The organism is Clostridium sp. YIM B02569, from assembly GCF_022320765.1.
In the GTDB taxonomy this organism is placed as follows: Bacteria; Bacillota; Clostridia; order Clostridiales; family Clostridiaceae; genus Clostridium; species Clostridium beijerinckii.
This window is the reverse complement of the sequence record NZ_JAKJJX010000002.1, coordinates 17,177-41,393: the sequence shown is the minus strand read 5'-3', so window position 1 is coordinate 41,393 and position 24,217 is coordinate 17,177. Positions and strand designations below refer to the sequence as shown.

23 protein-coding genes are annotated in these 24,217 nt (G+C 29.6%); 1 reads left to right on the top strand and 22 read right to left on the bottom strand.

Going from position 1 to position 24,217, the window contains the following annotated elements:
- Positions 1 to 64: 64 nt before the first annotated feature.
- The 21 genes from uvrB to L3B96_RS01845 all read right to left on the bottom strand — a co-directional run bounded on the left by uvrB (position 65) and on the right by L3B96_RS01845 (position 22,472).
- A complete protein-coding gene (uvrB, locus tag L3B96_RS01945; RefSeq protein WP_238858658.1) occupies positions 65 to 2,038 on the bottom strand; it encodes an excinuclease ABC subunit UvrB in 1,974 nt (657 codons plus the stop codon).
- Between the two features lie 276 nt (positions 2,039 to 2,314).
- Positions 2,315 to 3,673 (bottom strand): signal protein PDZ, encoded by a 1,359-nt coding sequence (locus tag L3B96_RS01940; protein WP_238858657.1) that lies wholly within the window; start codon positions 3,671 to 3,673, stop codon positions 2,315 to 2,317.
- Between the two features lie 11 nt (positions 3,674 to 3,684).
- Positions 3,685 to 4,947, bottom strand: a complete 1,263-nt coding sequence (locus L3B96_RS01935; protein WP_012061017.1) for a S41 family peptidase — start codon at positions 4,945 to 4,947, stop codon at positions 3,685 to 3,687.
- 161 nt (positions 4,948 to 5,108) lie between these two features.
- The gene (ftsX, locus tag L3B96_RS01930) at positions 5,109 to 5,999 is read right to left on the bottom strand and encodes a permease-like cell division protein FtsX (protein WP_012061018.1); all 891 of its coding nucleotides are present in this window, start codon (positions 5,997 to 5,999) and stop codon (positions 5,109 to 5,111) included.
- The gene (gene ftsE / locus L3B96_RS01925) at positions 5,989 to 6,675 is read right to left on the bottom strand and encodes a cell division ATP-binding protein FtsE (protein ID WP_012061019.1); all 687 of its coding nucleotides are present in this window, start codon (positions 6,673 to 6,675) and stop codon (positions 5,989 to 5,991) included. The genes ftsX and ftsE overlap by 11 nt, the downstream gene beginning before the upstream one ends.
- A gap of 126 nt (positions 6,676 to 6,801) precedes the next feature.
- Complete coding sequence (locus tag L3B96_RS01920) at positions 6,802 to 7,656, bottom strand: YitT family protein (RefSeq protein WP_012061020.1); 855 nt, start codon at positions 7,654 to 7,656, stop codon at positions 6,802 to 6,804.
- A 162-nt stretch (positions 7,657 to 7,818) separates the two neighbouring features.
- Positions 7,819 to 8,763, bottom strand: coding sequence for a transketolase family protein (locus tag L3B96_RS01915; RefSeq protein ID WP_012061021.1), 945 nt, complete (start codon positions 8,761 to 8,763; stop codon positions 7,819 to 7,821).
- Positions 8,763 to 9,584, bottom strand: coding sequence for a transketolase (locus L3B96_RS01910; protein WP_012061022.1), 822 nt, complete (start codon positions 9,582 to 9,584; stop codon positions 8,763 to 8,765). The genes L3B96_RS01915 and L3B96_RS01910 overlap by 1 nt, the downstream gene beginning before the upstream one ends.
- Before the next feature lie 228 nt (positions 9,585 to 9,812).
- Positions 9,813 to 10,166, bottom strand: coding sequence for a type II toxin-antitoxin system PemK/MazF family toxin (locus tag L3B96_RS01905; protein ID WP_009172938.1), 354 nt, complete (start codon positions 10,164 to 10,166; stop codon positions 9,813 to 9,815).
- 9 nt (positions 10,167 to 10,175) lie between these two features.
- Complete coding sequence (locus L3B96_RS01900) at positions 10,176 to 10,433, bottom strand: hypothetical protein (protein WP_012061023.1); 258 nt, start codon at positions 10,431 to 10,433, stop codon at positions 10,176 to 10,178.
- Positions 10,434 to 10,659: 226 nt separating this feature from the next.
- On the bottom strand, positions 10,660 to 11,292 hold the full coding sequence (locus L3B96_RS01895) for a germination lipoprotein GerS-related protein (protein ID WP_012061024.1): 633 nt from the start codon (positions 11,290 to 11,292) through the stop codon (positions 10,660 to 10,662).
- A 65-nt stretch (positions 11,293 to 11,357) separates the two neighbouring features.
- Positions 11,358 to 12,866 (bottom strand): bifunctional ADP-dependent NAD(P)H-hydrate dehydratase/NAD(P)H-hydrate epimerase, encoded by a 1,509-nt coding sequence (locus L3B96_RS01890; protein ID WP_012061025.1) that lies wholly within the window; start codon positions 12,864 to 12,866, stop codon positions 11,358 to 11,360.
- Positions 12,866 to 13,237 (bottom strand): holo-ACP synthase, encoded by a 372-nt coding sequence (gene acpS, locus L3B96_RS01885; protein ID WP_012061026.1) that lies wholly within the window; start codon positions 13,235 to 13,237, stop codon positions 12,866 to 12,868. The genes L3B96_RS01890 and acpS overlap by 1 nt, the downstream gene beginning before the upstream one ends.
- 72 nt (positions 13,238 to 13,309) lie before the next feature.
- Complete coding sequence (locus L3B96_RS01880) at positions 13,310 to 13,639, bottom strand: DUF6514 family protein (RefSeq protein WP_017212238.1); 330 nt, start codon at positions 13,637 to 13,639, stop codon at positions 13,310 to 13,312.
- A 764-nt stretch (positions 13,640 to 14,403) separates the two neighbouring features.
- A complete protein-coding gene (locus L3B96_RS01875; RefSeq protein ID WP_238858656.1) occupies positions 14,404 to 14,745 on the bottom strand; it encodes a single-stranded DNA-binding protein in 342 nt (113 codons plus the stop codon).
- 99 nt (positions 14,746 to 14,844) lie between these two features.
- On the bottom strand, positions 14,845 to 15,699 hold the full coding sequence (locus tag L3B96_RS01870; RefSeq protein ID WP_012061029.1) for a YihY/virulence factor BrkB family protein: 855 nt from the start codon (positions 15,697 to 15,699) through the stop codon (positions 14,845 to 14,847).
- A 231-nt stretch (positions 15,700 to 15,930) separates the two neighbouring features.
- On the bottom strand, positions 15,931 to 17,247 hold the full coding sequence (locus L3B96_RS01865) for a nucleotide sugar dehydrogenase (protein ID WP_012061030.1): 1,317 nt from the start codon (positions 17,245 to 17,247) through the stop codon (positions 15,931 to 15,933).
- 112 nt (positions 17,248 to 17,359) lie between these two features.
- The gene (locus tag L3B96_RS01860) at positions 17,360 to 17,935 is read right to left on the bottom strand and encodes an acyltransferase (protein ID WP_012061031.1); all 576 of its coding nucleotides are present in this window, start codon (positions 17,933 to 17,935) and stop codon (positions 17,360 to 17,362) included.
- Positions 17,936 to 18,020: 85 nt separating this feature from the next.
- Positions 18,021 to 19,202, bottom strand: coding sequence for a DegT/DnrJ/EryC1/StrS family aminotransferase (locus L3B96_RS01855; RefSeq protein WP_238858655.1), 1,182 nt, complete (start codon positions 19,200 to 19,202; stop codon positions 18,021 to 18,023).
- 237 nt (positions 19,203 to 19,439) lie between these two features.
- Positions 19,440 to 21,725, bottom strand: a complete 2,286-nt coding sequence (locus L3B96_RS01850; RefSeq protein WP_012061033.1) for an ATP-dependent DNA helicase — start codon at positions 21,723 to 21,725, stop codon at positions 19,440 to 19,442.
- Between the two features lie 156 nt (positions 21,726 to 21,881).
- Entirely contained in the window at positions 21,882 to 22,472 is a 591-nt protein-coding gene (locus tag L3B96_RS01845; protein ID WP_012061034.1) for a DUF1836 domain-containing protein, read from the bottom strand.
- Between the two features lie 550 nt (positions 22,473 to 23,022).
- On the opposite strand from L3B96_RS01845, the gene L3B96_RS01840 reads away from it, so the two are divergent.
- Positions 23,023 to 23,268: an AbrB/MazE/SpoVT family DNA-binding domain-containing protein gene (locus L3B96_RS01840; RefSeq protein WP_012061035.1), complete on the top strand. Its 246-nt coding sequence runs from the start codon at positions 23,023 to 23,025 to the stop codon at positions 23,266 to 23,268.
- Between the two features lie 103 nt (positions 23,269 to 23,371).
- On the opposite strand, the gene rsmI is transcribed toward L3B96_RS01840, so the two are convergent.
- A complete protein-coding gene (gene rsmI / locus L3B96_RS01835) occupies positions 23,372 to 24,217 on the bottom strand; it encodes a 16S rRNA (cytidine(1402)-2'-O)-methyltransferase (protein WP_077829048.1) in 846 nt (281 codons plus the stop codon).

The following is a 24,217-nucleotide window of genomic DNA, read 5'->3' as shown; positions in this document are numbered from 1 at the left end:
CTACTTAATGGACAATACATAATTCATAGTTTTATGCAATATATCATATATTGATTATTACCCATTACTTTCCATCTTTAATTTCATTAATAATATCTCTAAGCTCAGCTGCTCTTTCGAATTGAAGATTTTTTGCCGCTAAAAGCATTTCTTCTGTAAGATCTTTAATTAACTTATCTTTTTCTTTCTTAGTAAGTTTTTTCTTATCCGCAGCTTTATATTCTTCGACTTCTTCTGCAACCTTTGTTGCTTCAATAATATCTCTTACATCTTTAATTATTGTTGTTGGTACCATTCCATGTCTTTCATTATAATCTTTTTGTATAGCTCTTCTTCTTTCCGTTTCCTTCATTGCTTTATCCATAGACTTTGTTATATTGTCAGCATACATTATAACCTTGCTTTCTGAATTTCTAGCCGCTCTTCCTATTGTTTGTATTAATGATGTTTCTGATCTTAAAAACCCTTCTTTATCGGCGTCTAAAATTGCAACTAAAGCTACCTCCGGTATATCTAATCCTTCTCTTAAAAGATTTATTCCTACAAGTACATCGTACTCACCAAGCCTCAAATCTCTTATTATTTTCATTCTTTCTATCGTATCAATATCTGAATGCATATAAGTTGTTTTAACACCAAGTTCTATTAAATATTTAGTTAAATCTTCTGCCATACGCTTGGTTAATGTAGTTATTAATATTCTAAATCCACACTCTATCGTTCTATTAATCTCTCCATATAAATCATCAATTTGTCCTTTAATAGGCCTTATAATGATTTCTGGATCTAACAATCCTGTAGGTCTTATGATTTGTTCAGCTATTTCTTCAGAATTATCTATTTCATAAGCCGATGGAGTAGCACTTACAAACACTACTTGATTAATTTTCTTTTCAAATTCCTCAAATTTTAGCGGTCTATTATCATATGCACAAGGTAATCTAAATCCATAGTCTACCAATGTATTTTTTCTTGATCTATCTCCTGCATACATTGCTCTAACCTGAGGTAATGTCACGTGGCTCTCATCTATGAACATAAGAAAATCTTCCGGAAAATAATCTATTAATGTTTTAGGTGGTGTTCCTGAAGCTCTACCATCTAATATTCTAGAATAATTCTCAATCCCACTACAATATCCCATTTCTTTTATCATCTCAATATCAAAGTTAGTTCTTTGCCTTAATCTTTGAGCTTCCAAAAGCTTATCCTGGGCATTAAGTTCTCTAAGCCTCTCCTCTAATTCTCCTTCAATTATGCCAATTGCTTTATCAACAGTCTCTCTAGATGTTGCAAAGTGGGATGCTGGAGTTATGGCTACATGATTTCTTTCTCCTAGGATACTTCCTGTTAATACATCAAATTCTCTTATTCTATCAATTTCATCTCCAAAAAATTCAATTCTAATCCCTTTATTTGAATACGAAGCGGGAATTATATCTAAAGAATCTCCTCTAACTCTAAAGGTTCCTCTTGAAAAATCTATATCATTTCTTTCATATTGAATTTCTATAAGTTTCTTTATAACCTCATCTCTCTCTTTTTCCATTCCAGTTCTAAGACTTATAGTTAACTTTTTATATTCATCTGGATTACCTAGCCCGTATATGCAGGAAACAGATGCGACAATTATTACATCCCTTCTTTCAAAAAGAGCTGAAGTAGCTGAATGCCTTAATTTATCTATTTCATCATTAATTGATGCATCTTTTTCTATAAATGTATCTGTTTGAGGCACATATGCTTCTGGTTGATAATAGTCATAATAAGATACAAAGTATTCTACTATATTATCAGGAAAGAACTCCTTAAATTCCGAACATAATTGCGCTGCTAAAGTTTTATTATGAGCTAACATTATAGTAGGTCTTTGTAATTTTTCTATAACATTTGCCATAGTAAATGTTTTTCCTGAACCTGTTACTCCAAGCAAAGTTTGAGCTCTATTATTGCTTTTTATGGAATTCACTAATTTATCGATTGCTTGTGGTTGATCCCCTGTAGGTTTAAATCTCGATTGTATTTTAAATTCTCCCATTATATTACCTCCAATCCGAACAGACATTCGTATTATATATCTATTTTACTTTTCCTTAAGTATTAAGTCAATAAATTATCCTATTTATTTTAAATGCTTACTCATGTCTTTAATACTCTCCATATATCTAAAATATTATAATTATTAGATGTTTACTTTATTTAAATCAGTTGTAATTAAAATTATTTATTAAAAAAGATAAAATTCATCTTAAATATCGCTCAAATAAAAATATTATTATTAGTTAAAGAAAAAAGTGGCCAAGCCACCTTCTAATTACATTTTATCATCTTTATTCTTAACATCCTTATCATGTTTTCCATCATTCTCTTTTTCTATTTTATATTCAACTTTATTTTCAGACCCCTTTAATGAATTCAAAACATTTTTAAAATTTCCTCCATCGACTGGCACAATATCTTCCTTGCTTACATTTCTAGGTACTACTAAAATTCCAAGCCTAGTATTTTTATTATGCCTAAATTGAATATCTTTTACCATTCCATGAGAATCCTTTATCTTTAAAACTGCATTATATAAGTTTTCCTTTAAAATAGAATACACTTCCGCTTCGGAATTAATCTTTTTACCATTCACTGATAAAATTTTACTTTGAATATCAACTCCAAATTCCCGCATCCTAGAATCCGCTGACATTTCTAAAACTACCAGACCTTCTTCATCGCTAACAAATTTAGCCACTTGCTTTTTCTCTCGATCTGTCTGAAGCTTAAGCATTAACTCATGAGCTGCTGGCATAAAAATCACAACAAATACTTCACCAATAATTCCAAACCTAGCAATCTGAGCCGAAATTGTCAGAAGAATTCCATAAGCTAGTATGTGTACTCCTGAAGATATAGCTTTTTCTCTTTTACTTTTTGTAAATGTAATTGATGAATAACCTAATACCATATAAAAAGGAACTATAGAAATAATACTTCCAGCTATTAATGCGAGTCCATATGGTAGTTTAATTAATGGCCACCAATCTGGATTAGATATAGATTCTGTCATATAATTCAACATCGAATTATTCCCATTCATAGCAATAATTATTGCTATTGGCAATGCCCAATATCTTTTTAATGCATATCCACCTAAAATTTTATTATCTCTATTTGTAAATACAGGTACAGCTCCTCTATCTCCATCGACAATTACTAATATCCCTTCAATAACATGGAATACTCCTATAAGAATTGCTAAATAAAATATATTTAGATCAAAAACGCCTAAACTATAAGGAATGAATATATTAATCAATTTAATTATAATTACTATACCACCTAGAATTGCTCCCGAATAAGAAAAGCATATTAACCTTGGTCTTATAAGCATTAATAATATTGATATAACAAACAAATACGATATTCCAGAATTTTCACTAAAAACTACACCTAAACTTGTAAGTATTATGCTTCCTATAATTCCACCTATAATTCCTAAAACAAGTTGAGATAGTGTAAGTTCAATAGATGAATTTACACTACCTCCTAAAATTATTTTTTGCATAGTTACTACTTTTTTGTTCTTTGAATGTAGTACCATTATTAAGAGTATTAATAAGAATACTAATGGAGGGGTTACTATAGCACCTGATACGCTCCGTAGCGTATATATAAATAAACCCATTTAATCCCTCCCTATTTAATCTTTTCTCCTATTTTTTCAACCGCTGTCTTTAGCTGCTCATCAGCATTTTTATCATAGCTCTTTTCATCAATACCAACAGGTGTTGTAACATCAAAATCTGGGGCTATCCCTTTTTTATGAATATTCTCTCCATTTGGAGTATAATATTTAGAAATAGTTACTTTAAGTCCACCAATATTATCATCAAATTTAACTGTTTGCTGAACTATACCTTTCCCAAAAGTAGTTTTTCCAACAATTGTTGCTGCGCCATAATCTCTTAAAGCACCTGTAACAACTTCTGATGCACTAGCGCTATTTTCATTAACTAGTAAAACCAATGGCATGCCTTCAGCATCTCCACCAATTGATAATGAATCATTTCTGTTTTCATATTTATCAATTGTGTAAGTTATTATCTTTCCTTTCGGAATAAACTGTGATGCAACGCCTACTGCTTCTGTTAATAGCCCACCAGGATTTTCTCTCAGATCTACTATCAAGCCTTTCATCCCTTGAGATTTCAATTCATCAATTGTGTTTTTGAAATCTTCTGCCGTATTTTCATTCATGAAAGTTTTTATACGAATATACCCTATTGAAGAATCTAGCATATTCCCTTTTACTGATTCAATCTTTACTTTTTCAGGTGTTACATTAACATCAAATTCATTAGTATCTGCTCTCTTAATAGTCAGTTTTAACTCTGAATTATTTGCCTCTGCAATCATAGACGTTGCTTTTTTTAAATCGTCACCAGACACATCGATATCATTTATCTTTTCTATTATATCATTTTCCTGTAGTCCAGCCCTATCAGCAGGTGCTCCTTTAACAGTATCTAAAATTGTTACCTGTTTATCTTTTAACGTTACAGTAACACCTATTCCTGTCATACTTCCACTACTTTGTTTCATTAAATCATCAAATTCGCTTTGATTCATAAATACAGTATATTGATCATTTAAGGAATTAGTCATTCCCTTGATCGCTCCTTCTAAAAGAGCATTGTCATCAATTTCACCATCAAACTTTTCAATTAATTTATCTCTAACTGTAAAAAGTGCTGAATATTTACTCTTATCATTTATCTGAGAAGCTGTACTCTTGACTTCTGGCGATGTTCTTACTAGAAATATCCCTTTAGTAGCAATATAGTTTCCTCCTAAAAAGGATACACATATAAGAAATACTATAAAGATTACTGTTGGTATTAAAATTATTTTTCTATTTTGCCTTCTATTTGCAAATATGTATTTTCTTGATTCCTTCACCTATAAAGACTCCCTTTCATATGCATCATACATATAATCCCAATATATATCTTTATAGATTAAAGTGGATTATATTGTAAAGTTTTTCTCAAGATTTCATAGTATAAAATACTATTTTTCTTTATTCCTATTTTTATTATATTTACACTTATTTGCAAAAATTATACCACTAAAAATTTCCTTAATGAAATTATACTAGCAATTCCACCAACTATAATACCACCAAGCATAAATTGCCATAATAGAGTTGAGAATATAAACGTTGCTGGTACAAGGCTTACAAATACCAATTGCGAAGCAATCCATCTAACTAGTCCATTATATGCTGCAAATAAAGCTCCACATGCTAATGTTGCTCCAATAAACCCTATTACCATTCCCTCTATTACAAATGGCCATCTAATGAACCAATCAGTAGCCCCTACAAATTTCATAATTCCAACTTCTCTTCTTCTTGAATATACAGTTAGTTTTGTAGTATTCATTATTAAGAATATTGAAACACCCACTAATATTATAAATAACCCAAAACCAACTACTTTTACACCATTTACTATCCCTACAATCTTGTCTACTAATTCTTGTTGATCACCTATAGTCTCAACACCTTCGAAGTCTTTTATTCCTTCACTTACGGCTGACGCATATTCTGGAGATTCTAATTTTACTGTAAATGATGCTGAAAAAGGATTATTTTGCAATGTATATCCTTTTAGTAATCCTTCATTTTCATTCGTAGTACTTTGAAAATTCTTATACTCTTCTTCTTTTGATTGGTAAATTACATCTTTAACGCCTTCAATTTCTCGTAATTTTATTTCTATCTCCCTTTGGTCAATAAGTTTTATATCATCCTTAAGAAATATCTTTAGTTCTACTTTATTCTGAACAGTATTTATTCCTTTGTTTATATTATTAGCAACTAATACGAATATTCCCAAAACAAAGAAAGTTATAAGAACAGTAATTACTGAAGCAATACTAATAGTCTTATTTCTTTTTAAGCTTGTAAATGCATCCTTAATAAAATGTGCAATAGTATTAATTTTCATCTTCGTACTTACCTCTTTTCTCGTCTCTAACGATTTCTCCTTTTTCAATAGCTATAACTCTTTTTTTCATATAGTCAACAATTTCCTTTGCGTGTGTAGCCATAAGAACTGTAGTTCCAGACTTGTTTATATCCTCAAGTAATGACATTATTTCTCTAGCTGTATCTGGATCTAAGTTACCAGTAGGTTCATCAGCAATCAAAACAGATGGATTATTAACTAGTGCCCGTGCTAAAGAAACTCTCTGTTGTTCTCCTCCTGATAATTCATTAGGAAACATTTTATATTTATGAGATAATCCAACTAACGATAATACCATTGGAACTCTTCTTCTTATATCTTTTTGAGATGCTTCTACTACTCTCATAGCAAATGCAACATTTTCATATACGTTAAGAGTTGGTATCAATCTAAAATCTTGGAATACCATTCCTATCTTTCTTCTGTAATAAGGTATTTGCTGCCTAGTAATAGATGATAAATCTTTATCTCCTATTAATATTTTTCCGTTGGTTGGTTCAATTTCCTTCAAAAGCATTTTTATAAAAGTAGATTTCCCAGATCCACTTGGGCCTACTAAAAATACAAATTCTCCTGCTTCTATCTCAACATTAATATCTGATAAGGCTTTTACATTATTATTGTAAATTTTAGATACTCCTCTAAACTCGATCATACTCAAACACTCCTTCTTTATTGTATATTCCGCAAATTAATTGCAAAACCTACAAAATTAATTATAACATAAGAATACTTTCTAATGTTATACAATTTTATTAAATTTGGAGCCATTTGTTGGTAATTAATGTTGTTTTATATCATTAAATCCTTCACCTAATACTTCATGAACTTCCCCCACTGTTATAAATGCATCAGGATCTACATCTTTTATAAACTTCTTCAATTTTATGAATTGATTCCTACTTAAAACGGCATAAAGTATATTAGTTTCCTTCTCTGTAAATGCCCCTACTCCATTTATAAATGTACAGCCTCTATCTAATGTATCTATTATATATCTACTTATCTCATAATTACTTTTACTAATAATAAATATACTTTTACAAGCATTAAATCCTTCTATAACTCTATCAACTATTAAACCAAGTAGTATTATACTTAGCATAGAATACAACGCAACATCCACTCCAAATACAAACGCACTTGCTAAGGTTATTACAAAATCTACTACCAATAAAGATTTTCCTATATCTAAATGAAAAAATATATTTAGCATTTTTGCTAATATATCTGTTCCTCCTGTTGATGCATTTTCATTAAATATGATAGCCATTCCGAATGCTGAAATTAATGTTCCAAAAATAGTTGCCATCATTAAGTCATTTGTGATTGCCACTGGCTTTAAGAACCTCTCAATTGCCCATATTATAACTGATAATCCTAAACTAGCATAAATCGTCTTCACACCAAATTTTCCATCAATGAATATAAGTGCAACTATAAATAACAATCCATTTAAAATAAAGCTCACTACACCTATTGAAAAAGATGGTATGACCGCATTAATAATTATTGCTATTCCTGTTACTCCACCTGCTGCAATATTGTTTGGAGCGTAAAAGTACTCAATGGAAAGCGCAACCAGAATTATCCCAAATGTTATTATTAAATATTCTCTAAATTTTGATTTTTTCATTGTCATCTTCCCCTTTTAATTTTTATTTATATTAGAATTTCTCTCATAGTTTTCCTTGTTTATTTTTGATTATTCAAAAATAGAAAATGCAAGATCCTCAGCTATTTCATAAGCTTTGTATCTTGCATTTTCGGTATGTTATATTCTATTATTCTGGGTTGATTATTTCTTTAATGAAATAGCTTTCTTACTATGCTCTACTATGGCTTCTACTGTTAATCCATACGCTTTTAATAGTTCGTTTGGCTTACCACTTTCACCAAAAGTATCTTTTATCCCAACTTTTAATACTGGTACTGGACATTCTTCTGTTAAAACTTCAGCGACTGCTGAACCTAAACCACCAATTATACTATGTTCTTCTGCTGTAACTATTGCTCCTGTTTCTCTCGCTGCAGTAGCTAATAGTTCTTTATCAATTGGTTTTATTGTATGTATATTTATTATTCTAGCATCAATTCCATCTTTAGCCAACTCTTTTTTAGCTTCTAACGCTAATTCAACCATTAGTCCTGTTGCAACTATAGTAACATCGTTACCTTGTGCTAATGTCACACCTTTTCCAATTTCAAACTTATAATTATCTATGTTATTTACAGTACTAACAGCTAACCTTCCTAATCTAACATAGCAAGGTCCATTGTATTCTGCTATGGCTAATATTGCTGCTTCAGTTTCTATATCATCTGCCGGATTAATTACAGTCATATTGGGAATACTTCTCATTAGCGATATATCTTCGATGGATTGATGAGTCGCTCCATCTTCTCCAACTGTTAATCCTGCATGGGTTGCACAAATTTTAACATTCAACTTTGGATAACATATAGAATTTCTTATCTGTTCAAAAGCTCTTCCCGCTGCAAACATTGCGAAAGTACTAGCAAACGGAATCTTCCCACAAGTTGAAAGCCCTGCTGCAACTCCCATCATGTTTGATTCTGCTATTCCCATATTTATAAATCTTTCTGGTGAAACAGCTTTAAAATCAGCTGTTTTAGTTGATTTTGATAAATCAGCATCTAGTACTACAACATCTTTATTTAAATTTGAAAGTTTTACTAACGCTTTACCATAAGCTTCTCTAGTTGCTACTTTATTTCCCATTAGTTTTCCCCTCCAATTTCCTTTAATGCTTGCTCACATTGTTCTTTATTTGGAGCAGTTCCATGCCATCCTGCTTGATTTTCCATAAATGAAACACCCTTACCTTTTACTGTGTTGCATATAATTGCAGTTGGTTTTCCTTTAACTTCCTTTGCTTTTGCGATAGCATTTATGATTTCATCATAATCATGACCATTTATAGTCAAAACGTTCCATCCAAAAGCTTCAAATTTTTTATCTATAGGACCAGGATTCATAACATCTTCTATGTTTCCATCTATTTGTAGTCCATTATTATCTATAAATGCAGTTAAATTATCTAATTTGTAATGAGCTGCAGACATTGATGCTTCCCAAACTTGGCCTTCTTCAAGCTCTCCGTCTCCTAAAATTGCGTATACTCTATAATCCTTCTTATCAAGCTTTCCTGCTAATGCCATTCCAACTGCCGCAGAGATTCCTTGTCCTAGCGAGCCCGTAGACATATCAATTCCTGGTAAATCATTCATATTAGGATGTCCTTGTAATCTTGAACCTGTTTTTCTTAGGCTCTTTAACTCTTCTACTTCAAAATATCCCTTTCTAGCTAAAGCACTATATAATGCTGGTGCCGCATGGCCTTTTGATAAAACAAATCTGTCTCTATTTGGATCTTTTGCGTTAGATACATCTATGTTCATTTCTTTAAAGAATAATACAGACATAATATCAGCTATTGACAAAGAACCTCCTGGATGACCTGATGATGATTCTGTAAGCATAGAAACTATATCTTTTCTCATTAACTTTGAGATTTCTTCAAGTTTGTATTCATTATTCATTATACAACCCCCTATTATTAATTTACTCATTTATATTATGTTTTATTTTAACATATTTATTCTAGCATACAAAATATATTTTGTATACCTCATTCATTAATGTGATATACTTTTAAGCATATTCATATAATATAGAGTATTCTCACGCACAAAAAGAGTAGTACAAATAAAAAAAATTATCTATACCACTCCTAATATTAATAGATATAAAACCCTTTTGTTTTCTCTTTAGCTTAAATTCAAGCTAACCGCTAATGCTTTATCAACCTTTTTCATGTCTGCTTCAGTCATATGTCCAATTTTTTCTTTAAGTCTTCTCTTATCTAATGTTCTTATCTGTTCTAATAAGACAACAGAATCTCTATTTAATCCATACTCTTCTGATGAAATTTCAACATGAATAGGAAGCTTAGCCTTATTTATTTGAGATGTTATTGCAGCTACAATAACAGTAGGACTATATCTATTTCCAATATCATTTTGTATTATAATAACAGGTCTTATCCCGCCCTGTTCGGATCCTATAACTGGACTTAAATCCGCATAGAAAATTTCCCCTCTTTTTACCACAATGTTTGCCATTCTAAATAATCACACTCCGCAAATCCATGCCTCATACTCATTAACATCATCTAACATATATTCAAAACCTAATTTAGAATATTCCAAGTTTATTTCAGCCATTTCTTGATAACCATTTTTCATTAGTTTTTCAAAATCAGCTGAAAATCCTTCGTTAATATATTGTATTAACGATTTCTCCATAATTCCACTATTTTTTTTAATTTTATTATTCCCTGAGTTAACTATTTTTTTATTTTTCATGTTATTTAGATTAATTATTGACATCTTTTCGCCTCCATAGCAGTAAAAAGTTCTTATAACTATGATTATATTGCAAATTATGTCAATTTGTCAAAGGATTTGTATTACTTCTTTACCATTCTCTAGATAATTCTTATTAAATGTTTTCTCTACAAAATTTCTAATATGTACTTTAATTTATATTTAGATTTAGTATATCGTTTTTTAATATTAATGTTGGCTTGATTTCTAATTAATAAATTTATTTAAATCAAAATAAATCATCACTTAATGTTTTTTCTTTTTTAAAATCACTATACTTTACTATTACTCTCTCTTTATTATCATCATCTAAAATCTTTAATAATACTGGAACCTTCTTATCCTTATCTACATAGAATTCAGCTTTATTTAAATGCTTATTCTTGCTGTTAAATTCTATATCTATTTGTAAATATACTCCTGGTCCCCAATCTGCTTTAACCTCTTTTATTTCATCAGCTTGCTTATTAGATAGTATATTTTCTATGAATGCCAAAGGATAAATTACGTCTATATCCTTATCAAGTGTATATCCCTCTTTATCTTCGTCACCCTCAACTTTTATCTCTGAACCGTTATAAACCTTAACTCTGTTATAGTCATTTCCGAATTCTATTCTTGACCCCTTATCAAAACTATAGTATTGCATTGTATTTTCCTCGAATTCCGACTTAGAATTCTTAAACAAATAATCAACTTTACTACTGTAATACTTTGTATCTTTCAGTTCACTAATTATATCTTCATTTGAAGGGGTAATTACGTCTCTACATAAAATAACTAACAAAATCATAAGTACTGGAATAAGCACCAAAATACCTATAATTATTTTTTTATTGAACAATACTTTTCTAAAATCCATAAGGCCTCCTAAGATTTATTACTACATATTACTATTTATGAAAATCTTAGTGACTTTATTCTTAATTAATCAATAATACTGTTAATTTCTTTAGGTAATTCGGCTATAATATCTCTTGCATTTACTATGTAAACTTGTTTGCTTAATTTATCAGCTATATTCCCATGAATATATGCACTTAAAAGAGCAGCCTGATTTATGCTAGCTCCTTGTGACAGAAATGCATTTATTATTCCGGTCAATGCATCTCCCATGCCTCCTGATGCCATCTTACTGTTGCCAGTAGGATTTATATAAACTTCTTTTCCGTTCGAAATTACGGTATTATACCCTTTTAATAAAACAATTATTCCATACTGCATGGCAACTGATTTTGCTATGCTGACTCTATTAGCCTCCACGTCTTCAATACTCATTCCTAGAAACCGTGCCATTTCACCTGGATGTGGAGTAATAATTGCCCTACCCTTTAAATTATTTAGCAAGTACTTATTTTCCCCTATAATAGATATCCCGTCCGCATCAATCACAATAGGACATTTACTGTTACTTATTATCTTTTCCAACAAGCTTTTTTCTCTTTCTCCAGCCCCAATTCCAGGACCAAAAGCAATAGAACTTGCTCTTTTTATAAGTTCTATAAAGTTATCATTATCTTCATAGTCTAATGTCATAGCTTCTGTTAATCTGCTTGATAGTATCTTTTGCACCTCACTGCTGCATGCTAGTGTAGTCAATCCCGCACCTGCTCTAACCGTACATTCCGTAGTTATAAAGGCTGCTCCAGTAAATCCGATTCTTCCAGCTACAACTACTCCTCTACCGTAATCTCCTTTATGACCATAAACCTGCCTTTTTAAAAGCATCTTACTATATTCCTTTTTTTCTAGTATATAAAAATTATTAGAGTTTTTCTTTTTTATATACTCTGGAATGCCTATTTTTAATATTTTAATTTTTCCGACACAATCAATAGCTTTATAATCTAAAAAGCCCTGTTTGACGACCTCAAATGTATAAGTTATATTAGCATGAACCGCGATTCCTCTCTCAATACCTAAGTCACAGTCTAAACCCGATGGCGTATCAATCGCCACCACAAATTTTGCATATAAATTTATACATTCTATAATACTTTTAAACATTCCCACTAAATCTTTGTTAAGGCCGACACCAAAAATTCCATCTATTAATAGGTCATAGTCTTTAATATCACTTATTACGTTTTCATCTATATCGTTCTCTGACTTTATAAATAATATGTCATTCTTTTCAATTATTTTTTCTAATATTCCAAAGTTAATTTTAAAATCTTGACTGTAATTTTCGTCTTTACTTAGAATATAAACCCTTACCTTTTTCCCATCTAATATCAAATGTCTAGCTAATGCAAGGGCGTCCCCCCCATTATTACCTTTTCCACATAATATTAAAAACGATTCACCTTTATCTGAAATCTCCCCAAATAAACTTATCGCAGCATTTTCCATCAATACGATACTAGGAATTCCAATATAATCAATGCATTCTCTATCAATTTCTCTACATTGTTTAGCCGAAAAAATTTCTAACATTATATTGCCTCCATAACTGCATAAGCTATCGCATTTTCATTACTATGTGAAATACTAACATGCATATTAAATTCTTTTATCTCCAATAGGTTATATATTTTATCACTTAAATTCACTATTGGCTTTCCCAACTCATTTCTCAATATTTCAATATCTTTTAATCCAAATCCTCTAAATCCAGTTCCTATTGCTTTACTAATCGCTTCCTTAGCAGCAAAATTTCCTGCTACTACATTCCCCTTAAATCCTTTTAATTTGAAATATGCAATCTCATTACAAGTAAATGATCTTTCAATAAAAGTATTTGTTCTTTGTATCGCACGCTCTATTCTACTTATCTCTATTATATCTGTTCCAATTCCAATAATCATGATTTATCGCCTTTCTTAGTAATCTCTTACCATATACTAGCGTAAATATTTAATTATTTCTATACCTTAATATTAATTTATAACTTTCTCTCCCATACCAATATCAAACTCATAAGCATGCTCATCCACATACGTCCCTATAATATCAATTAAGTGAAGTGGTGATACCTGATTATTAAACAATTTCATAAGTAATTGTTTTACTTTGTACCTATGAATTGATATTATATCTATCTTTTCTCTCTCTAAATTCACATTTTTTAAACCAATATAATCTTTTCTTTCAACTTCAATTCCATATGCAGTTATCCCCTTATAATCCTTTTTTATAAGCCTATATGCATATCTATACTCTACATCAGCATCACTATTAATTGATGTATATTCCTCAACCAAATTCATAACCCTTTCAACTCCCTCAAGATAGTAATTCCTTGTTTACAAACCTATAGTATCACATAATGTATCAATAAATTGTCAAAGCATGTCCTCTTTTTCAAGATTTATATTTTTTTTATTGACAATAAAACTTCTTCCTTTATTTTTTACAACATATACATTCTTTAAATTTTCATATAAAAAAAGTCTTTTGTCGAAATTGGACGAATAATACACTGTATATATTTTTTAAAAACCTAATATGGTTTTTACTTACAATTAAAACCTTATTAATTATCATAAGGAAATAAAAAAAGAGCCAATAGCTCTTTTTTCACCTCATAATCTCTTTTTTTGTTTCACCATAATTGAAAAATATATAATAGATATCGTTTACAATATTATTATAACACATATTCACATAAATACAACACTTTTTCTACAAATATTTTTCATTTATTATTACAATATAAAAAACATTTTTTTCATTTCTATATAAACACTACTTATCTTACTTTAATGACTTTAGTATTCATTTTTAGTTCTATTAAATTAAACTAATATCATAAGCGTTTTTTATAATCAAGCATTTTATTAAAAGAATATTTATTTTAAGTATACTTTTATTTGTAAGTAAAAATATACTTTTTATGTTATCACAAAGGTTATCTAAACGCATTGACAATATCTAACAATTAGATAACCTCTTCTATAGATAAGTATATTTATAGTTATATACTTATCTATCCATATAGCTTATATTATTAAAATCAACTAGGCTAATATTTTTACAACGCCTCAGTTTGACTTTTCTTATTCTCAAGAAACTTAAAATCTTCTGCTATAACCTCTGCTATATACTTTCTATTTCCCTCCTTATCCTCATAACTACCAGTTCTTAATCTACCGCTTAAAGTAATAAGGCTTCCCTTTTTCATATATTTTACTATAACTTCAGCTTTTTTTCCCCAAACTTTTATAGGTATAAAATCCGCTTCTCTAATTCCATCAGGTAATCTAAAATTTCGTTGCACAGCAACTGTAAACTTGGTATAAATTTTTTCTCCATTTTCAGTGTGCCTAAGTTCAGGGTCTTTAACTAATCTTCCTAATAATATTATCTTATTCATCTTTTACCTCCTGAATATTTTTCTTCTAAAGTTATACCCACTTCGGTAATTTCTATTCAATAAAAAATCAAACTTTATAATAAAATTTAATATCATTGTCTACCTGTTTCTAATCATTCGATTTCTACCTCTTAACTCAGATGTAACAAAATTTATCTCTACTCCTAAGATGAATATTATTGATATTAAAAATAACCATGTCATAAGTATAAATACTGCACCAAGACTTCCATAAAACCTAGAATAATTATTAAAATTATCGATATAAAATGAAAAAACAAAGGACACTAGCACCCAGCCCACTGTGCTAAATATGGACCCTGCGATTACCTCTTTCCATACCAACTTTTTAGCAGGAGCAAATTTATAAACGCAAATAAATATAGATATCATTATCGCTAATATAAAAGTATATCTGAATATATTCCAAATAATCAATATTATTTCATAAAATGGATTGATACTTTTAATATAATCGCCTATTACATTTCCAAATACTAACGCTGTTAAAGCTAGAATTATAGTTACAGCTAATGCTAATATTCCTAACATAGAAATAATTGAAAGTTTAATAAATGACCTTTCTTCTTTAAAGTTGTACGCCTTATTTATGCTTTTTATTATAGCCTTAAATGCAGATGACGCTGTCCATAGCGTTAACAATATAGATATTCCTAACAATCCAGTATATTGATTGTCAAATATCTCTACAACAGTTGACTGAGTTAATTCCAATACACTCCTAGGAAGCATAACATTTAATTGTCCCAGTATTTGTTTAGAGCTTATGCTGCTAAATCCAGCCAAAGTCATCAAAAATAACATAAATGGGAAAAATGATAATATTAAATAATATGCTAACTGAGATGCTAATGCAAACACATCGTCCCTCTTAATTTTTACTATAAGATGTATAATTAAATTAACTTTGCTACTTAATTTTATATATTTCATTTAATCACCAATTTCTATTTATATTAATTAAATATCTATTTATTTTATGCAGTACTTATTTTATTCGCTTTTCACAAATTATATGTACTATTAATAAATGTAAATAAAAGAACACCTCCATAAAATTATGGAGGTGCTCTTTTTATAAACAGTATATTCTAACTAATAGTAACTCATTGGAATTAATATACCATTCTTGCATAGAATCAGCTTATATACACCTTGAAAAACTTATAATTTATAAATTTTCTCTCTATTATTAACAACATTTTTAGTTGCATTTCTAGTATCATAAATAACTTTAGCTCTAGACACAATTGATTCGTAATCGTAACAACTATGATTTGTAGTTATAATTACTATATCAGACTCGTCTATAACCTCTTTCCAATCAACAGAATTATAAACCTTACCCTTATATTTAGAAATTGGACAATACGGATCATTTACCATTAAGTCAGCGCCATTCTTTTCTAATAGCTCTATTACCTTGAATGCTGGAGATTCTCTATAATCATCGATATCATTCTTATATGCAACTCCTAATAAAAGAACTTTCGCACCATTTAATGCCTTTTTATTCTTATTCAAAATCTTCATTACATTATCTAATACAAATTCAGGCATAGAATCATTTATTTCTCCTGAAGTTTCTATTAATCTTGTATGATAATCATATTCTTTTGCTTTCCACTCTAAGTAAAATGGATCAAGAGGAATACAATGTCCACCTAAGCCTGGACCTGGATAAAACGGCATAAATCCGTATGGCTTGGTCTTAGCTGCATCTATAACTTCCCATACATCTATTCCCATTCTATTACATAAAATAGCCATTTCGTTAGCTAATCCAATATTTATATTTCTAAATGTATTTTCCAATATTTTTTCCATTTCAGCTACGGCTGGAGATGATACAGTATGGATATCTCCCTCTAATATATTTCTATATAATGCTGCTGCAACTTCTGTACAATCAGGTGTACACCCCCCAACAACTTTAGGAGTATTTTTAGTATTAAAGTCCTTATTACCTGGATCAACTCTTTCTGGTGAAAAGGCTAAGAAAAAGTCTTCTCCACATTTAAGTCCACTTTCTTCTAGTATTGGCTTAAGAACCTCTTCAGTTGTTCCTGGATATGTAGTACTTTCAAGAATAACAAGCATACCTTTATGTAGATATTGTGCAACACTTTTTGTTGAATCTACAACATATGATAAATCTGGTTGCTTATATAAATCTAATGGTGTAGGAACGCAAATACAAATAGTGTCTACATCTTTAACAAAACTAAAGTCAGTAGTAGCTCTTAAAGTATTTTCTTCTACTATCTTCTTTAAATTTTCATCCACTACATCCCCAATATAGTTCTTTCCTTCATTAACCATATTTACCTTTTGATCTTGAACATCAAATCCAATAGTTTGATAACCAGCATTAGCCTTTTCCACAGCTAATGGTAATCCAACATATCCAAGACCAACCACACCAACTTTTGCAGTTTTATTATTTATTTTATCTAATAATTGTTGTTTTAATAATGACATCTTATACCTCCTGTAATTTACGGCCTAAAATTTTATCCACAGAACATAATTTACTAAAAAGTTTTATTAACAAATTATACAATGAAATGTTAATAAATAAAAATCTGTTTTTCTAATCTATACATTCTACTTTTTCTTTATCTTTGCTATACTTTTTCCCACAAGCTTTACAAGTTGCATGCTCATCTTTAAAGTTCAACTTTTCTCCACATTCACATACATATCCTATGATACTTGCCGGATTGCCTACTACTAAGGCATAATCAGGTATGTGTTTAGTAACTACTGCTCCAGCACCTACTAATGCATATTTCCCTATATTATGACCGCACACAATTGTTACATTAGCACCTATAGAAGCCCCTTTTCCAATTATAGTTTCTTTATACTCGCTTTTTCTTTCAATAAAGCTTCTTGGATTTACTACATTAGTAAACACACAAGACGGTCCTAAGAATACATAATCTTCGCAAATAACTCCTGTATATACAGACACATTATTTTGTATCTTTACTCCATCTCCAATTTTTACACCAGGCGATATTACAACGTTTTGACCTATATTACACTTTTCTCCAATTACAGAATTACTCATTATATGAGAGAAGTGCCAAATCTTCGTTCCGTCACCTATCACTACGTCGTTATCAATGTAACTTGATTCATGTACAAAATAATTCTTATCCATAATTAACCCTCGCACTTATCAATATTTTCCTTAAGTAAACCTCAAGTTCAAAATATATAGGAATTTGCATATCACAATATTAATATTATGCCTTTATATTTTCAACTATATAATTTATTTCATTTTCTGTTAATTCTGGATAAACTGGTATTGCAAATGTTCTATGTGATAAATATTCTGCAACCGGCATATCCCCTTCTTTATATCCTAGATCTTTATATACTTTTTGTAAATGTAGTGGGACTGGATAATAAACTCCAGTTGCTATACCACTTTCTTTAAGTTTATTTATCATATCTTCTCTATTTTCGCATTGTAACACATATTGATGATATATAGTTTCATTTTCTTTATCAACAGTAGGTACAGCTACATTAGAACCTTTTAATTTTTCATTATATATTTGCGCTACTTCTCTTCTTCTACTATTCCAATCATCTAAATGTGGTAATTTTACTCTTAGAATTGCTGCTTGAATAGCATCTAACCTAGAGTTGAACCCGATTAAATAATTATAGTATTTTAAAGCATTATATACAGTATCGTCACCATCTTTAGACGTCTCTATCTCATCATTTATATTATTTAGCAAATTATAAGCTTTTTGTCCAGTTTCTCCACTTCCATGCGTTCTTAAAGCTTTTGCTATTATCGCTATATTATCATCATTTGTCACTATCATGCCGCCATCGCCAGCACATGAAAGATTCTTAGTTGGGAAGAATGAGAAGCATGCTGCATCACCTAAAGTTCCCGCCATCTTTCCTTTATATCTAGATCCTGATGCTTGAGCAGCATCCTCTACGATCTTTAAATTGTGCTTCTTAGCTATTTCATTTATTTCATCCATCTTAGCACATTGTCCAAAGATATGAACTGGTATAATAGCTTTTGTTTTATTTGTAATTTTTTCTTCTATTTTAGTTGGATCTATATTAAATGTTTCCTTTTCAACATCAACAAAAACAGGCGTTGCACCTACTGCTGAAATAGCTTCAGCTGAAGCAAAATAAGTAAATGTCGAAGTTATTACTTCATCTCCATTCCCTATTCCTAAAGATTTTAATGCAATAACCAATGCATCAGTTCCATTCGCTACTGATATCGCATGTTTAACTCCTATATATTCTGCAAATTCTCTCTCAAATTCAATTACATTCTTGCCCATAATATAATTCGCAGAAGAAAGCACTTCTTTAGTTACTCTATCTAAATCTTCAGCAATAGACTTATATTGAGCTTTTAAATCAATTAATGGAATATTCATTATCCTCGCTCCTTAATTCTACTTTAATATGTTATTAATCATCACCAATATATCTCCGATTCAAACTTCTGACTGACGATATCAATAACTAAATATTTTTTTAATTGTAGTGTAAATACTAAAATTATATGTAGATATACTATTTCATAAAACTACCATGAATATTTTAACATACTTATTTTTAATTCACAATGCACAATACAATCTAGTAGCTTATTTCATACAACTATAGATAATTTAATATTTATTTATAGGATACCACTCATTTGGTAAAAGAACACTATATTTATTATTTATATATCTATCATCAATAAGCAGAACTCTTCCTTTGTCCGTCTCAGTTCTTATAACTCTTCCTACAGCCTGCTGAATTTTATTTATTCCTGGAAATACATACGCATAGTCATAACCATCTTCTTTATAAAAATCCTTTATAACTTCATTTGTCATATCTACCATAGGATATCCTACTCCAATTATTATGCTTCCAATTAACTGATCACCAGGCAAATCTATTCCTTCTGAAAACATCCCTCCAAGCACACAAAACATTAATAAATTATTGCTATTCTTAAATCTTCTTAAAAATTCACTTTTTTCTTCCTCCGTCATATTAGGTTTCTGTTTCATAAGATTAAATTCTTCTAGCTTCGACTCCTCCATATGGCTATATAACTCTTCCATATATGCATATGATGGTGAAAAAATCATGTAGTTTCCAATTTGCTGCTTTATAAAGCCACAAATTTTATCTTTCACTGATGATAAGGTCCTTTTTCTATATGAATATCTAATATTAATAGGACTAATATGAACTTTTAAGTTTTCTTTATTGAAAGGAGATGGAAGCTTTAGCCTATATGTATTATCATCTCCGCCCAGCATATTTACATAGTATTTTATTGGTGATATAGTTGCAGAAAAAAATATTACTGAGTAGCATTTCCCTAAATATTCTCTTAAATTCTTAGCTGGATTTACACAATATAAAGTCAACTTGATTTCTTGAGAATCCTTTTCTATACAAGTCCTATAATTTTCATCATAGAGCTGTGTCGTAGAAGTAAAAGCATTCATATCAAAATATAATTTCAATATATCTTCATAACCATCAAATCTATTTCCTCTTACTAGCACTTCTTCACTTTCTTTTAAGTATAACTGCAAATACTTACTCAATTCCTTAGGATGTTCCTCTTCATAAAATGATTTCACTTCTCTATGGTCGCATTCATTTCTTAAATTAATGAAATAATCATTAATCTTTCCCAATAAAGAATGTAGTTTATTTAATTTACCCTTAGTTATCTTTTTGCAATTTAGAATTTGACTTTTATATAAGGATGCGGAATACATATTTCTTGATCTATCAATTAAATTATGTGCTTCATCCACCAAAACTATATTTCCTTTGCTTTCTAGAACTCTACTCAAAGATACTCTTGGATCAAAGATGTAATTATAATCACCTATAATTCCATCACAATAAGTACTTATATCTAAAGATAGCTCAAATGGGCATACCTGATATTTTTCGGCATATTCCTTCAATATTTCCGTGGAAATTCTTTCTTCCCTTTCGATAACATTTGTAATTACTTTTTTTACTTTACCATAATAGTCTTTGGCATATATGCACTTCTCTGGATTGCAATCAAAATCATCATTAATACATGTTTTCTCTTTTGCCGTAATTGTGATAGTCCTAAATTTCAAGCCTTCTTGACGCAATCTTTCAAAAGTTTCTTCAGCAACTTCCCTATTTATCGTCTTTGCCGTCAAATATATAATTTTTTCTCCGATTCCTTCGCTTATAGCCTTTACAGCTGGGAATATGGTTGATATAGTTTTTCCTATGCCTGTCGGTGCCTGAACAAATAATATTTCCTCCTCTTTTATAGTTTGATATGAAACATTAATAAGTTTCCTTTGACCTTCTCTGTATTTTTCAAAAGGAAAATTTAGTACTTTTATAGTTTCATCTCTAATGTTTTTCCATTTAAATATTAGAACACTAAACCTCTCATATTCTCTTAATAAATCAGATATAAATTCTTCTAATTCTCCTATAGTAAATTTTTTTTCAAAACTCTTAACCTCATTCGTTTCTAACTGCATGTAGGATAATCGTACATAAATTTCTTCAAGATTATTTTGATTTCCATAAATAAAAGCATACACCTTTGCCTGAGCCCAATGGACCTCATTCAAATCATCAATGTATGCAAAATTCTTATAAGTTGATTTTATTTCTTCAATTATAACTTTATCTTTTTCTGTTATAATTCCATCCGCTCTTCCTTCAATATAGATCAAGCTTTTATTCGTCTCGAATTCATGAGTTAAATATACTTCCTTTTCATAGTTCTCATAAACCCTTCCGTTATCTTCCTGAAGCTTTTGATGTGCTCTTACTCCCTCTACTGCCCTAGCACTTCCAGAAAACCTATTATCTATATCACCTTTTTTCAAGCAAAATTCTACTAAATTTCTCACAGACTCTCGTATAAGAATTTTATCCATAAATTAATTCCTCACTATAGTTAAAATCACATTTTCAATATTAAATCATAAACATAGTCATAAAACACTTACTTAATTAACCTAACAAAATTCAAGTTCTAATTAAGTAAGTGTTTTTTAGTTTATTGCTATTGTAAATATTTTATCTCATATAATTTATTCTTCTTCATACTCTTTAACTATTTTTTGAACTAACTTTTTAATAACACTTGCTTCTGCTATTAAAGAAAGAACTAATAGGAAAATTTTAATTCTTTCCTTATCATTATCTTTCAAGTCAAAATTCTTTATTATATCTTCTAATTTATCATCATTTGATATAAACGTATCTAAATAGTTATCCAAACTTTCCTTTTGTATTTGTGTGAAAGTTTTATATGTCTCTTCCCATGACAGTATATCATCGCTTCTGTCATTGATTTCATTAAATGCAAGCCGAAAAACTTTCTTTATTTCTTCCGTCGTTAATAAGGGCCTCATATGGCTAAGCAGTACTAATTGTACTAAATGCATTTTTGTATATCCTCTTTTTTTTCCATCTTCCGGCTTAGTTATAACTTCGCTTTTAGTATAATTTTGAACTATATTGTTAGTAAACTTCTCATCAACAAACTTATCGTTCAAATAATCGATTACTTGGGATAAAAACAAATCATATTTAGGAATATCTTCATATGAAACGGAAGTACTTTTAGACATTTCTTTAGCCAATTCTTTTATATAATCTGAATCAAATTTTCCTGCCATTATCATGCACCTATTCTTTCTCAATCTATATTATATATTATATAGTAATCATGAACTTGTTACAAGTTATTATAAACATTGTAATATAAAAATTTTTCTACTAGTTTATACTCTTAGTATAATAATAGTATTATACGACATATCTAATTTTTTTTAAATATAGTATTGATAAAAAATATCTAATTTATGTAATCAATCGACATTATTATTTATAGTATTTGCATTTCTACAAAAAAAGCGGACATATGCCTTATATTACTTTATTTGTAAATTTACTATTATATAATCATGAATATAATTCATATACATTTCTCTAACCATTGGTACATCTAGATTCCTCAAATTTATTAATTTGGATTAATATGATAATTTTACAAATAAACCCTCTTGACTTTTCTAAAATATGGTAGTATATTTTATATAAGATGTTTATTAAAGTTGAAATTTGTAATTTCTTATAAATATTTAAAAATATACATTGACTTTATATTACATACTTGGTAATATATCATAGTAGAATGTCGAATCATGGAATTAGGAGGAATTTTTTATGAAATCAACAGGTGTAGTTAGAAGAGTAGATGAATTAGGAAGAATAGTTATTCCTATAGAACTTAGAAGAACATTAGATATTGCTGAAAAAGATGCATTAGAAATTTATGTAGACGGAGAGCAAATAATCTTAAAGAAATACGAACCAGCTTGTATCTTCTGTGGAGATGCAAGAGACGTAATTAACTATAAAGGTAAGAATATCTGTACTAAATGTTTAGATGAAATTAAAACAAACAGATAGTATTTGATGTATTCTAATTTCCTATTATATAATTAATTATATAGTCAATAAATAATAGACTATCTCAAGAGTTAATTTGAGATAGTCTATTTTCTTAACTTAATTATATATTAGTTGAGAATTTATATACTTCACTTTTAGGTAATTCTCTTTCCTTGGCTACAAGCTTTATTGCCTCTTTCTTACTCGCACCACCATTAATATATTTAACTATATGCTCTTCAATAGATAAATGAATCCACTCTTCCCTTTGCTCTTCCTTTATCTCTTCAAGTCTTTTTCCTTCTAGAACAAGAACAAATTCTCCTCTTGGTTTATTCTCTAGAAAATATTGAGCAGCCTCTTTTAACGTCCCCCTATATATTTCTTGATAAATCTTAGTTAATTCTCTACATACAGCAATTTTTCTATCTCCGAACGTATCTAATAAGAATTCAAGCGTATCTATCAGTCTATGCGGTGCTTCGTAAAAGATAATAGTTTCCTGACTTTGCAATAAGTCATTTGTGACTATCTTACGTTCTTTATTTTCTCTTGGTAAGAAACCCCTGAATAAAAATTTAGTTGTGTCTAATCCAGAATAAACTAATGCCGTAGTTATAGCTGTCGCTCCTGGAAGTACTTCGAAATTTATCTTTTTTTCTATGCAACGTCCAACAATAACACTTCCTGGATCTGATATTCCAGGTGTTCCAGCATCTGAAACTAAAGCAACATTATTCCCTTCCATTAGTAAATCTATAATTTTATCACTTTTTATTTGCTCATTAAATTTGTGATAACTTATTAATGGTTTTTTTATCTCAAAATGATTTAATAATTTCAACGTTTGTCTTGTATCTTCAGCCGCTATAATATCAACATCTCTTAAAGTTTCTAGAGCCCTCAATGTTATATCTTTTAAGTTTCCAATAGGAGTTGGTACTAAATACAACTTTCCATTTTCCAT